Annotated in this window: 10 protein-coding genes; 1 reads left to right on the forward strand and 9 read right to left on the reverse strand. The window is 60.7% G+C overall.

All coding sequences use genetic code 11. The annotated features are described in order from the left end of the window. Positions 1-222: 222 nt before the first annotated feature. The 3 genes from mdoH to B7G66_RS10400 form a co-directional block, all read right to left on the reverse strand. Positions 223-2,388, reverse strand: coding sequence for a glucans biosynthesis glucosyltransferase MdoH (gene mdoH, locus B7G66_RS10390; protein ID WP_003617279.1), 2,166 nt, complete (start codon positions 2,386-2,388; stop codon positions 223-225). Beyond that, complete coding sequence (locus B7G66_RS10395) at positions 2,376-3,911, reverse strand: glucan biosynthesis protein (RefSeq protein ID WP_003617277.1); 1,536 nt, start codon at positions 3,909-3,911, stop codon at positions 2,376-2,378. The genes mdoH and B7G66_RS10395 overlap by 13 nt, the downstream gene beginning before the upstream one ends. Positions 3,912-4,051: 140 nt before the next feature. Further along, entirely contained in the window at positions 4,052-4,393 is a 342-nt protein-coding gene (locus B7G66_RS10400) for a winged helix-turn-helix domain-containing protein (RefSeq protein WP_003617275.1), read from the reverse strand. Between the two features lie 131 nt (positions 4,394-4,524). On the opposite strand from B7G66_RS10400, the gene B7G66_RS10405 reads away from it, so the two are divergent. Then, complete coding sequence (locus B7G66_RS10405) at positions 4,525-5,019, forward strand: GNAT family N-acetyltransferase (RefSeq protein ID WP_003617273.1); 495 nt, start codon at positions 4,525-4,527, stop codon at positions 5,017-5,019. A 137-nt stretch (positions 5,020-5,156) separates the two neighbouring features. Here B7G66_RS10405 and B7G66_RS10410 read toward each other — a convergent pair whose 3' ends face one another. The 6 genes from B7G66_RS10410 to opgC all read right to left on the reverse strand — a co-directional run. Continuing rightward, complete coding sequence (locus B7G66_RS10410; protein ID WP_003617272.1) at positions 5,157-6,620, reverse strand: mannitol dehydrogenase family protein; 1,464 nt, start codon at positions 6,618-6,620, stop codon at positions 5,157-5,159. A gap of 571 nt (positions 6,621-7,191) precedes the next feature. Next, positions 7,192-7,467: a hypothetical protein gene (locus B7G66_RS17385; RefSeq protein WP_141312657.1), complete on the reverse strand. Its 276-nt coding sequence runs from the start codon at positions 7,465-7,467 to the stop codon at positions 7,192-7,194. A 41-nt stretch (positions 7,468-7,508) separates the two neighbouring features. Further along, positions 7,509-8,597: an FUSC family protein gene (locus B7G66_RS10415; protein ID WP_003617270.1), complete on the reverse strand. Its 1,089-nt coding sequence runs from the start codon at positions 8,595-8,597 to the stop codon at positions 7,509-7,511. Continuing rightward, positions 8,597-10,147, reverse strand: a complete 1,551-nt coding sequence (locus B7G66_RS10420) for a DegQ family serine endoprotease (RefSeq protein WP_371861372.1) — start codon at positions 10,145-10,147, stop codon at positions 8,597-8,599. The genes B7G66_RS10415 and B7G66_RS10420 overlap by 1 nt, the downstream gene beginning before the upstream one ends. A gap of 110 nt (positions 10,148-10,257) precedes the next feature. Then, positions 10,258-10,935: an SGNH/GDSL hydrolase family protein gene (locus B7G66_RS10425; RefSeq protein ID WP_003617267.1), complete on the reverse strand. Its 678-nt coding sequence runs from the start codon at positions 10,933-10,935 to the stop codon at positions 10,258-10,260. 42 nt (positions 10,936-10,977) lie between these two features. After that, positions 10,978-11,416: OpgC domain-containing protein (gene opgC, locus B7G66_RS10430; protein ID WP_048859166.1), on the reverse strand; the 439-nt coding region annotated here is incomplete at its 5' end.

Raw genomic sequence — 11,416 nt, forward strand, 5'->3', positions numbered from 1 at the left:
ATTTCAGGATGTTATCGCGCCTGACTTTTCAAACAGTCTCTTAACGGCGGCGTCTTCCAATGTTTCTGGAGAACGCTTCACCAGAAACTTTTATGATCCCAGTGGGTGACTGACGTTGCGCCTTCAGGCAGTCGCTGGGCAGGAATTCCAGGTGCAGTTTTTCTGCAAAGCCACAAAGGACGCCGCTGTTTCAAAGAAACGGCGGCGTCCTGAAACACATCGTCAGGACAATGCCTCCAGCAGATGCAGTCCCTCGGCATTGCCAAGGACAGCGGCCTTTTCACGCGCACTCAGCGTCGTGCGCGCCGCCTGCAGGTCTGGCACTTCCCTAAGCTTGACCAGACCGACAAGCAGGTTGGCATCGATTGCGCCGCCCCTGTGACGCGGTGGCGGCAGCATGGCGCAATGCAGCGCCAGCAGCGCCGGATGCGCCCGCAGCACCAGCAATGCATCGCCAATCGGCCGCCCCGCCATATCGCTCAGGTTACGGACCGCGCGTGCCAGAACATCGGGGGGGGACGTCTCCTCCGGGATCAGCAGCAGGCCCGCACGCCGCAGGTCCTGCCCCGCGACACGACTGCCGGTCAGGATCGCCAGCGGGATCGCCAGCACCAGCCCCAGCAGGACCGGCAGCATCCACAAGAACAGAGACAGCGATACGACCCACGCAGCCACGCCAAGCACGACACCAAAGATGGTATAGCCAAGGTACAGCCGTGCGTTCTGCAGGGGGGACACCCCGCCGTCATCGCGCCGTTGCGCATTCCATCCTGAATCGCGTCCCATCAGGATCGACATGACACCCATCGTCTGGATCAGCATCGCCACCGGCGCCACCAGACCACCAAGAACCGTTTCGACCATGATCGACAGTGCGGCGCGCGCAGCCCCCCCGCATCCGCGTCGCAACCGCCCGTCAAACAGCAGCGCGACATAGGCCAGCATCTTTGGCGCCAGCAGGATCAGCATCGTACACAAGAACATAAAGCGCGCCTGCACCGGATCAACATGCGGCCAGTGGGGGTATAACAGCTTGGTATCGCCAAAATATTCCGGTCGTGAAAACCGGCTCTGCAACGAGACAAGGATACCCGCCAGCAGGAACACCAGCCACAGGGGCGAGGTGACGTACGATCCGATCCCCATCAGCATATGCAGGCGGCTGATCCAGTGCAGCCCCTTTGCCGACACCACCTTGGCGTGCTGCAGGTTGCCCTGGCACCAACGCCGGTCGCGGATGGCGATATCCGTCAGCGACGGCGGGCTTTCTTCATACGATCCCATCAGGGCAGGCACCATGTGGATGGCCCAGCCGCCACGGCGCATCAACGCTGCCTCCACAAAATCATGGCTCATGATCGCCCCACCAAAGGGCTTGCGCCCCGGCAGGTGCGGCAATGCGGCCTGTTCGGCAAAGGCACGGGTGCGGATGACCGCGTTATGGCCCCAGTAATTCCCCTCCGCCCCATGCCACCAGGCAATACCGTGCGCGATCAGCGGGCCATAGACCCGCCCCGCGAACTGCTGCATGCGGGCGAACAGGGTCGTGCCATTGACGATCACCGGCAGCGACTGGATCAGGCCCACGCCGGGATTGCCCTCCATCGCGGCGGTCAGGCGCACGATGGTGTCACCGGACATGACGCTGTCGGCATCCAGGGTAATCATCTGCTGGTACGCGGCACCGAAACGGCGGACCCATTCGGCGATATTACCTGCCTTGCGGTCGATATTATGCGGCCGCCGCCGGTAATAGACCCGTATCGTGCCCTCCGTCGCGCGGCACAGCGCCATATACGCCTCTTCTTCCGCCACCCAGACATCGGGGTCGGTCGTATCCGACAGGACGAACAGGTCGAACACCCCTGCCTGCCCCGTGGCGGCAAGGCTGTCACAGATCGCGCGCAGCCCGGCCATCACACGGCCGGGGTCCTCGTTATAGGTAGGCATCAGGAGTGCCGTACGCGCAACAAGTGTCGGTAGCGGCCCGTCAGGGTGGATGCCAAGGCCAAGCCCCCCCCGGCGCGAAACCAAAGAGCAGAACCCCGCCAGTGCGGACGTAAAAGCCAGTGCAATCCACAAGAACAGCACCACAAACAGCGCCAGCATGATGACACCGGCGATGGAAACGCTGATGGCGTTGAACACAAGGTTCATTTCATACGCCGCCCACCCCGTCAGCCCCAACGCACCGCCCAGCACGACGGTCCGGCGCGCCACGATGCCCGACCACTGCGTCACCGGCGTCCCGGGACGTTCACCCGGCGGCAGTTGCGACAGCGAATGGACCGGCATGTCGAGCGGTGACGACGGTGGCAGCATACCCCCCGGCGTGCCCCCTGGCGTCCCCCCTAGCGCGGGTGCTTCGCCGTGCGTCACGGCGTCCATCGGTACACCCATTCCTCTGATACGGTGGCCTGGTCATTTGCAAGCGAGCAGCCAAGTTCGGCGATCTTGGCTTCCTTGGGGTCGAATTCAAACGTGGCGCGCCAGCCATGGATATCGGGATTGGGTTCCACCACGACATTGCGGATCTCCCCCGCCGATGTCCGGGTCTGGAGATGGAATTTCGCATCTTTGGGCAGGTTTGCGAATGGCTCCCCCGTGAAATCTATGTCAAAGAAACGCGTATGCGACCCATCGGTGGATGCCCCCACACGTGTCGCGGCAATCCGGGCAAGGTGCGTGGGCCACGGCGTGTCCCATCCCCAGTACATGCGATAGGTAAAGGCATATTCATGCCCCGATGTCATGGTGTCGCGCGGCCGCCAGAACGAAACGATGTTGTCATTGACCTCGTTCGGGGTGGGAATTTCCACCAGATCCACGCTGCCCGCGCCCCAGTCGCCGATCGGTTCGATCCACAGTGAGGGCCGCTTTTCATAATTAAGGGCAAGATCCTCGAAATCAGCAAAGCTGCGCTTACGCTGCATCAGGCCAAAACCATGCGGGCGCACATCGGCAAAGGCCGAAAACTGCAGGTCCTGCGGATTGCGCAACGGACGCCATAATTGCTGGCCGCCCCCGGTCCACATCGACAGGGCCTCGCTATCATGGGCGGCGGGGCGCCAGTCATCGACATGGTTGCGGTCGTTCGCGTCGAAATAGAACATACCCGTCAACGGCGCGATGCCCGACTGCACGATGTCCTTGCGCGGATAGAGGTAAGTCTGCACATCAAAGACCGTCGTTTCCCCAGGGCGGATAGTAAAGCGGAACGCCCCCGTCAGCGACGGACTGTCGAGCAGCGCATGCAACACCACGCTATCGACACCAGAGCGCGGCTTTTCCAGCCAATAGGCACGGAACAGGGCAAATTCCTCACCCTTTGGGTCGCCCGTACCATCGGCGAAGCCACGCGCGGACAGGCCATAGCTCTGCCCCTTGGCCACGGCCCGGAAATACGACGCCCCAAGGAAAACGCAGAATTCCTCCATCACGCCGGGCGTGTTGATCGGCGCACGAATCCGCAGGCCCGAAAACCCGACATTTTCATCCACCCGCAACGCCGGATTGGCATAACTGAACAGGTCCGTGGAATAAGGCACGGGCGCGGCCTTGCCGTCGATCACCTCATACATCTCGATCCGGGGACGATAAAGATAACCACGGGGAAAGAACTCCACCTCGAACCCCAGATTCTCGCCATGCCACAGGGCCTGTTCCGGGCGATAGGCGATGGAGGTGAACTGATCGAAATTCATGTCCCGGATCGCGGCGGGCAGCGTTTCTTCGGGTGGGTGATAGGCCTGTTGCGACAGGCGGTGCGCAAGTTGCCTGACGGTGGTGTCATCAAAAACGCCTGCATCCGGCGCATCCGCCGCACGCGCGCCACGAAGCGCATCAATCCCCCCGAAAAGGGAGAGAACCGACAAACCTGCCCCAGCCTTTACAATATCACGTCGCAACACTGAAAATATTCCCCGATCATTATCATTATCGGCCCACCACGCAGCGATTGCGGTGGACCTCTTTATCAATCGAACCCGCGTCATTCCCACGCGGCGGCAGTCCAGTCACCTTTGATCCCTATGCACATGACGTGGCATTTTCACGGCACTTCGCACATGCCACACAGGTCCGACAGCGGCCCTGTGGCGGCATCACGGGATATCTTTTCTATTTCCCTATACAGTTTCAGCACCTTGCGCCCGTCATCGGACAGCCCGGCCCCACCGCCACCACCCGGACGTGCGGCGACAAGTGGCTGTCTGAAGACCGAATTCATCGATTCCACAAGCAGCCATGCCCGGCGATAGGACATGCCCATCGCCCGGGCCGCAGCAGAGATGGACCCCGTTTCCTCGATCTGTTCCAAAAGGCGGATCTTTCCATGCCCCAGCAAGGGCTTGCCGTTGGCATCAATACGTAGCGTAAGACGCAGATCCGTCATTCTGTCAGGTGCTCCTGCACTTGGGGTAAGGGTGGGTGTCGGGACATGAATAACCGGAATATGACTATATCGTCCAATAATGCCCGGGAAATGTTTTATTATATTTCCCATCTATACGCACAATGGTGAAAATGACAGCACAATGGCGCCCCCTGTACCATCCCGACCTGCCAGATGTACAGGCCCTCGCACGGCAGATTCATCCGTCCTATCCCGAAGATGCGGCCGTGTTCACAGAACGCCTCGCCCTTTGCCCTGCGGGTTGCCATGGCCTTGCCCCCGAAGATGGCGCGGCAATCGCGGGATATGTACTAAGCCACCCCTGGCGGCTACGCACGCCACCACGGCTGAACACGCTGCTACACAGGCTGCCACTGGCCCCTGATTGCTGGTACATCCATGACATCGCCATCTCCCCCACCCTGCGTGGGCAGGGGGCGGCTACCCGTGCGCTGGACCTTGTGGGACACGCCGCACGGCATGCAGGCCTGACACATCTCGGGCTGATGGCGACGGGGCAGGCTGTGGGATTTTGGGAACGGCAGGGCTTTGCGCCTGTGCCGGACAATGCTGCGATGGCGGCCTCCTATGGCGATGGGGCCATGCTCATGTCCCGCAGGACATGAAGCCGATCCCAAGCCGTTGAGCCATAAAGGCCGGATAAAAACCGCAACGGTTCCGAGGTTTCGTCCTTTCGCAAAAAGACGAAACCTTACGCAGAGTCCTGAAAAAAGTTTTAACCTTGCGGCTTTGTGACTTTGGGTCAGTCCGGCAGGCTGGCGCGCACCCCGTGTTCACGGATCGCCCTGCGTGCGGTGACGATCGCCTGTGTCAATTGCGGGGTCTGGAGGTCACGCCACCCGTCAAATGCCGGCAGGGCCAGCGCGGCGGCAAGGTCGGGCGCACGGGCCAGCGCAACCTGCCCTTCCGTCAGGGTAGGTTCCAGCGGGGTGTAGGTTTCCCCCTTCTCGTCAACGCCGCGCAGCATTTCGAGATAGGCGGCAAGGCCAAAGGCGATACGCGACAGGTCATGCCCCGACTGTAGCGACCGGCGCACGGTGTCGGTCCAGAATACCTGCGACTTTGATGCCCCGTCGCTACAGATCCGCAGCAGCGTATCGGCCACCGCCCGGTTTGAAAACCGGCTGATGACCTTGCGGCGATAGGCATCAAGGTCCATCCCCTGCGGCGCATGGATCTGCGTCATGACGTCTTTTTGCAGATAGGCATTGATGAAACGGTGCAGGTCCGCATCGGCGATGGCATCATGGACATAGCGATGTCCAAGCAACAGCCCCAGCGCACCCAGCGTCACATGCGCGGCGTTGAGCATGCGGACCTTGACCTGTTCATAACCGGTCACGTCACTGACGAACTGCACCCCCACCGTTTCCAGCGCAGGCCGCCCGGCACAGAAACTGTCCTCCAGCACCCACTGGCTGAAATCCTCCGCCAGAACCGGCAACGCATCGTCCAGCCCACTTTCGCGGTTCAGGAGGTCGCGCGTAGAGGCATCCACGCTGGGGGTAATACGGTCCACCATGCTGCACGGAAAGGTCACGTGGTCCTCGATCCAGGCGGCAAGGTCAGGATCGCAGGCACGGGCATAACCGACAAAAGCGGTACGGGCCACCTGCCCGTTATGGCGCAGGTTGTCGCACGACATGACCGTAAACGGCCCCACACCTGCATCACGCCGATGACGCAGGGCCTCCACCACATATCCGAACACCGTGGCGGGTGCCTGCGGATTGGCAAGGTCTTCTTGCACCAGCGCGTTATCAACACGGAATTCGCCGGTTTCCTCGTCGATATTATATCCCCCTTCGGTAATGGTCATGCTGACGATGCGGGTCGCGGGATCACACAGGCGCGCCAGCACGGCCTGCGGGTCATCCGGGGCCAGCAGATAGCCGCGCAATGCCCCGATGACCCGGACGGTGCGCGCGCCATGCGCATCCACCTCCGTCAGGGAATACAGCCCATCTTGCGCGCGAAAGGTCGCGGCCTTGCGTTCGCTGCGCGCTCCCGCCGTCAGACCGACGCCCACGATACCCCATGGTCCGGGATCCCCCTGATCCAGGCAGCGTTCGACGTACCAGGCCTCATGCGCGCGAAAGAAATTGCCAACGCCAAAATGCACGATTCCTGGCGCAAGCGTTGCCGGGTCATAGGCCGGTCCGCGTACACCTTTGGGAAGGTTTCCAAGAATCGCTTTGTTCAGCATGGTTATTTCCAGACTCCTGCTTGATATGGACACTCACGCAACCCCACGTATGCGGTTACGCCCCACCCCCGCGCGCAGGGGCACCGCCGGTACTAACGCACGAACATGGTGTTGGTGGCATGCATCATGACACAAACCAGACATATACCCCACCGATGCCCCAATGACACCTGATGCCACGACATGGGGAATTTCCGGGACACCGGCCTGTGAGAATAAATCAGGAAATTTCCGGGGACTTTTCCTTCGCCCCTGCCTGAAAAGAACCCATCGGACAGGATATGTGGAAATTGTCTTGATATTGTATTTGCAAAAAACACAACATTATTCGAAAATTTTCAGTAGGCTATCGGATCGGAAGCCAAGAGACCATTTAAAAAGTCAGGTTCAATAACATCCTGAAATTATAAAGATTTTTGGTAAAGCTTTTTCTAAAAAGCTTCAGAAGACGCCACCTTTTTGGAAAAAGGAGACCCCCAAAAAATCTTCTTATTTTTTATTAATGATTTATTCCCAAACAATCTTTTATAAAAACATATTTCTGTTTTCTATATAGAAAATTCTATGATTTTCATAATTCAAGCAATGTTATTACACAAAAAATCCCAACCCGAAAGCCTGTCAGAGGCTGTTTGGGAATTTGTACCAATGTCCCACTGAATAATGCAATTCCTTGGGAAATATCTTTCCAAAAAAAACCTTGCAAGATATCGCAGTATTCAAAAAAATAACGTAACGGCTTGAATTTCCCATTCCTGACCAATGGGGTGTTTTCAAACAGACCGAAATAACAACATTTTACAAAACCGCCGGAAAACAGCTTCGCCCGATCCCTGCCTGCTTTCACCCTGTCATCCGGGAGACTGTCCCATATTCCCAGGCAGGCATTCAGCCCACATGTGCCGCCTTGTCATGGGGCGCACCCAATGCGGGTGCCCCTTCATCCGTACGCCCATCGGACCAGACATTACGGATCAGGACCGTCATGTCGGTATGCAGCAGCCCAATGGCAAAGCACATCACAGACGTCCAGTGCGAAGCGGGTTGATGGATCTGCGACAGCACATCCCCCACCCCCTCGTCCGGCAGGGGCTTGCCCCGACTGCGGGTGGCGGCCAGTTCACACCGGTCCGCCAGTTGCCCCAGCACATGGCACAGCATCTCGCGCTCGCTACGCAGGATGTCGCCGGTGCTGGCGGTCTGCCCCTCCACTGCGGCACGTGCGACAAAGATCGCATCCGCACGCAGCTTCCGCAAAAGCCCCGGCAGGCGCATCACCAGCGGGTCATGCCGCGCCAGCGAACCGGGATGTTCAACCTCTGCTTCCTTCACCCCGTCATTAAGGTCCTGCAACAATGCCCGGCACCTGTCATCAATCGCGGCGATCGCGTTACTGTCCGGATGCTGGTGCAGTGCCAGTTCCAGCAGATCCGACACCTGCCGCAGCAACAGCGCCGAATTGCGCAGCACCTCGCGCCGGGCCTCGTTACGCAGCACGAAAAAGGAAACCACGAACGACACCACCACCCCGATCATGATGGAGGCAATACGGTCAAACGGTCGCGCAAATGGCGCGCCATTGCCGGGAAACAGCAGCACCACCATCAACGTAATGACCGCAACGCGCATCTTTGGCCGTGCCGCCGCCAGCACCGCCACCGGCATCAGCATGACCCAGAAGACAAGGTCAGTGGGCCAGAACAGCCACTGTTCCATCGCAATGGCGGAAATCCCGGCACAGGCCCCGATCAGGGTGCCGACAATCTGGTCCTGCCCGGTGGACAGCGTCTGCGTCATCCGGCTTTGCGTAATCACCACGACCGAGGTGATCAGCGCCCATACAGGTTCCTGCAGGTGGACCAGATGGGCCACGAAGCCCGACCCGATAAGCGAGACGACCATGCGCACGACCTGTCGCCATGCACCACCGGCCACCACAAACGCATCCCGCAGAGAAGAAAAAGAGAAAACCGCCATCAATCGGAATGCGCACCCGATTCGGCAAGGGGGAACGGCACCCAGCGCAGGCCATCGCTGTTCTGCACCAGGAACAGCACGGTGCGGCGTTTTTGCGCACGGACAAGATCAATCTGGTGTTTCAGTTCTGCGGGTGTGTTAACGGCGGTCTGCTGGACCTCGGTAATGATGTCGCCATTGCGCAGGCCACGTTCGGCAGCGGGGCTGTCATCGGTCACACCGGTTACGACAACACCCTTCTGGCCTTCGGGCATGTTGTATTTCTGGCGCGCGATATCGTCGATCGCCCCCACGGTAAAGCCAAGGCCCGCGACCGCCACGCTACCGCTTGCGGGGGTTTTCTGCGCGGGCTTGCCATCGGCCTTGTCGGTCTTTTCTTCCGGCAGGGCGCCGATGGTGATCGCAACATTCATCGGATGGTCATGACGCACGATGCCAAGGTGGGCGACGCTGCCCGCCGGAAGCTGTGCGACAAGACGGGGCAACGCGCGACCGTCAATATCCTTGCCATCCAGCGTGACGATCACGTCACCGGTCTGCAGGTGCGCCACGGCGGCAGGCCCTTTGGCCTCCACCCCGGCGATCAGGGCGCCATGCGCGCTCTTCAGGCCAAGACCGTCGGCAATGTCCTGCGTCACATCCTGAATGCGCACGCCAATCCACCCGCGCGATACCTTCCCGTGCTGACGCAGTTGCGCGATGATGCCCTGTGCCTCGGCCGAGGGAATGGCGAAACCGATCCCGATCGACCCGCCAGAGGGCGAGAAGATGGCCGTGTTGATGCCGATCACGTCACCATGCAGGTTGAACAGCGGCCCACCCGAATTGCCCTTGTTGATCGGGGCGTCGGTCTGGATGAAATCGTCGTACGGCCCCTGTTCGATATTACGCCCGCGTGAAGAGATGATCCCCGCCGTAACAGTGCCCGACAGGCCGAACGGGTTGCCGATCGCCAGCACCCAGTCCCCCACGCGCGCATGGTCGCTATCGCCAAACGGCACGGCAGGAAGTGGCTTGGGGCTGTCCACCTTCAGCACGGCAAGGTCGGTGCGGTCGTCATGGCCAAGCAGGTGCGCCTTGAGCACCGTATTATCCTGCAACGTCACCGTGATCTGTTCGGCGTTGCGCACGACATGGTTGTTGGTCACGACGATGCCCGCAGGGTCGATGATGAAGCCCGAACCCAGCGCCTGCATCTTGCGCGGCGGCGCATTGGGGGTGCTCTGGCGGTTCATGAAGTCGTGAAAGAATTTCTCGAACGGGGAACCTTCGGGGAAATTGGGGATCTGCGGGCTGCTGTCCCCCTCGTCACCATCATCATCTTCATCGCCGGGACGCACCATCTCGGTGGTGGAGACATTGACGACCGCGGGCAGCAGGCGCGCCGCAAGGTCTGCAAAGCTGTCGGGCGTGTCATGGCCGGGCGCGGGCAGGCGCACGGGGTCGCTGACCGCCGTGACGTTCGCGGCCACCGGCGCAACAGCGGCGGCAGGCGGCAGCGCATGTGCCCGTGCCGTCACCATCGCCAGCAATGCGGCCCCCATGCCCATGGCGGCACTGGATCTGGAAAAAGCGGAAACGTGATCGGGCATGTGGCTGGTTGCTTCCTGATCTGGACGGGGCCTGAGCGTTTACACCATTGCGGCGGACAGGGCGAATGTCACGCCCCGTTTCCCTGATAGCATGACGCGACACCTCCCGGCAGCCCCGTCAGTTCAATAAGCCACGCCGCCAGCGCCTCGCCCAGCAGGCGGTAGCCCCGGTCGTTCAGGTGCAGCCCGTCCGGCGACAGGTCCACCGGGTCCAGCCCCAGTTCCGCGCACCATGACTTCATCCGCACATATCGCGTGAACAGCGGGACATGATCCTGCGCCGCGACATGATGCACCGCGTCGTAAAACGCACGAAACGCCGGACAGGTTTCAAGGAGCGGGCAATATTGCTGGTCCATCAGCACAACATCCGCCCCCGATGCCCGCATGGCGGCAAGATCATCGCGGGTGCGCGCGACAAAAGCCGCGACATCCCCACCCCTGAGCGGGTCATTACTGCCGGTCTGCCACACGATCAGGTCCGGCCGGTCCGCCAGCATGCCGCCCATGCGCGCATGCATCGCCTCTGCATCATCACCGCCCACACCGTGGCCGATGACCTTTATCCCGCCGGGTGCGAATGGGGCCAGCACGCCCTGCATGATGGCCGGCAGGGCGTGCGCTGGCGTGCTGGCCCCCACCCCCTCGATGGTGGAGGACCCAAACAGCGCGATACGCACACCCTTTCCATCATGCAGCAGGCGTGTCAGGCGGGGCAGTACGCCCGCCACAGTCGTATCCGTCATGATCGCTCCTCTGTTGTCTGTCATATCCATCCTGCACGACATTCACGCTTTGCGTGCGGCACGGGCCAGCGTACGCCTGCGGTCAAGTTCGCGCGTCATGCCCCACAACATTATGAAACCCACCACATTGATCGTGACCTGCATGCCCCAGCCAACGCCAAAGTTGGTAAAGACCAGGCGCCCATACAGGTCGATGATGGTGCCAAGGGTGAACACCTCCAGCGAATGGCGACCGAACATCGCCATCAACTGTCCCGCCCGCCCCAGTGACAGGCGCGTCGCCAGCGTGGATGACTGCACAAGATAGAACAGGCACAGCACGTCCAGCAGCCGCAGCGGGGAGAGCACCATCTTGTCCGTCCATGGCGTGGCCATGGGGCGCATATCCGGCAGGCCCCAACCGGTCCAGGGGAACGATTCCACCGCCGAAAAGACAAGATACGCCCCACATGCCACCACCAGCGGCCGCGACAGCGGCAGG

The sequence above is a fragment of the Novacetimonas hansenii JCM 7643 genome (assembly GCF_000964405.1).
Taxonomy (GTDB): domain Bacteria; phylum Pseudomonadota; class Alphaproteobacteria; order Acetobacterales; family Acetobacteraceae; genus Novacetimonas; species Novacetimonas hansenii.

Coding starts and splice junctions, on each gene's coding strand:
- B7G66_RS10420 (WP_371861372.1), bottom strand. CDS start 10,147: ATGGGCATGGGGGCCGCATTGCTGGCGATGGTGACGGCACGGGCACAT.
- B7G66_RS10410 (WP_003617272.1), bottom strand. CDS start 6,620: ATGCTGAACAAAGCGATTCTTGGAAACCTTCCCAAAGGTGTACGCGGA.
- B7G66_RS10400 (WP_003617275.1), bottom strand. CDS start 4,393: ATGACGGATCTGCGTCTTACGCTACGTATTGATGCCAACGGCAAGCCC.
- B7G66_RS10415 (WP_003617270.1), bottom strand. CDS start 8,597: ATGGCGGTTTTCTCTTTTTCTTCTCTGCGGGATGCGTTTGTGGTGGCC.
- mdoH (WP_003617279.1), bottom strand. CDS start 2,388: ATGGACGCCGTGACGCACGGCGAAGCACCCGCGCTAGGGGGGACGCCA.
- B7G66_RS10405 (WP_003617273.1), top strand. CDS start 4,525: ATGACAGCACAATGGCGCCCCCTGTACCATCCCGACCTGCCAGATGTA.
- B7G66_RS10425 (WP_003617267.1), bottom strand. CDS start 10,935: ATGACGGATACGACTGTGGCGGGCGTACTGCCCCGCCTGACACGCCTG.